This window comes from Aquibium sp. ELW1220 (genome assembly GCF_030398385.1).
In the GTDB taxonomy this organism is placed as follows: domain Bacteria; phylum Pseudomonadota; class Alphaproteobacteria; order Rhizobiales; family Rhizobiaceae; genus Aquibium.
Map to the genome: position 1 here is coordinate 1 of NZ_JAOAOQ010000103.1, position 1,593 is coordinate 1,593.

The following is a 1,593-nucleotide window of genomic DNA, read 5'->3' on the forward strand; positions in this document are numbered from 1 at the left end:
CCAGCGCAACCCGAAGCGCGCCGGCATCCACAGTCCCCTCCAGCCGCAGACCCATCGGAATGTTGTACTGGCTGCTGCGCCCCCCCTCCAGCATCGAAAGCGACCAGAGCCGCTCCTGGCCCAGCGACAGGATGGCCGCACCCGTCGCCGCATCCACACCCGCGCCCGAAACAACAACACCCAGACGATCCGCCGACGCCCCCTCCAGCACCCGCGCAAGCGCACGCACCGTCGGATGCGCAAACACGGACCGCAGCGGCAGTTCCACGCCGCGCTCCGCACGGACCCGCGCCACAAGCCGCATGGCAAGCAGCGAGTGGCCCCCGAGCGCAAAGAAGCTGTCCGTCACCGATACGCGACCCGCTCCGGTCAGCTCGGCGAAGAGCCGGCAGAGAAGGGCCTCCTCCGGCGTCATGGGGGCTTCGTAGTGAGCGGTTCCCGTCATCTCCGGGGTCGGCAAGGCCCGGCGGTCCAGCTTGCCGCTCGGGCTGAGCGGCAGCGCCTCGAGCACAACGAAGCCGGCAGGCACCATGTAATCGGGCAGGCTTGCCGAGAGCCCCGTGCGCAAAGCCCCCGCATCGAGCGCGGCAGCACCCGCGGTACTGCCTGCGGCAGGCGTCACATACCCGACCAGCCGCGCCTCGCCTGCGATCTCGCGCAGCACGACAGCCGCCTGGCCGACGCCGTCGAGGCGCACCAGTGCCGCCTCGATCTCGCCCGGTTCGATGCGGAAGCCGCGCAGCTTGACCTGGTCGTCAGCCCGGCCGCCGAACTCCAGAACGCCGTCGGCGCGCCAGCGACCAAGATCCCCCGTCCGGTACATCCGCGATCCCGGCGCGCCGAACGGGCAGGCCACAAACCGCTCCGCCGTCAGGTCGGGCCGCCCGACATAGCCCCGAGCAAGACCGGCACCCGCAATGTACATCTCTCCCCAGACCCCAACAGGGACAGGCTGCAAGGACGCCGAGAGAACGTGGATCTGCGTGTTCCAGATCGGAGAGCCAATCGGAGGGACTGCGTTCGGCAACAAACCCTTGGTCCGCCAAGACGTCACCACATGACTTTCGGTGGGCCCGTAATGATTTAGGACAAGCCCCGCCATGCCCAGCAAGCTGTCGGTGCCCGCAGAGCAACGCAGTGTCTCGCCAGCCTGAATGATCTGTACGAAGCGCAGCGGTTTTGTCGCGATAGTAGCTTCTTCCGCCAGCATTTCGAGAACTGACTGTGGAGCGAAAATGGTCAGATCCGCAACACCAGGCAGATGTTGCGAAACCTGCAAGGCCAGCTGAGCCTCAGACGGAACACCAAAGAGCCGCGCACCGATAAGCAGAGTCGACCAAAGTTCCTGTACTCCCACATCAAAGCCGACAGGCGTCCGGTATACTGTATCTCCCTGTCCTGGATGATCACCCAAATGCCAGCTCATCAAATTGCAAAGAGCAACGTGTGGCATGCCCACGCCCTTTGGCCGACCGGTGGAGCCTGAGGTGTAGATGACATAGGCGAGATGGTCCGGGCGCAGCGGCTGGTGGCGCTCGACATCGGCGACCCGGTCGGTGCTGTGACGGTCGAGCGTTGCCGCGAAGCTCGCAT

At 65.9% G+C, this 1,593-nt stretch carries 1 protein-coding gene; it reads right to left on the reverse strand.

The features are described 5' to 3' along the window. Nucleotides 1–1,593: AMP-binding protein (locus N1F91_RS30870; RefSeq protein ID WP_289997744.1), on the reverse strand; the 1,593-nt coding region annotated here is incomplete at both ends.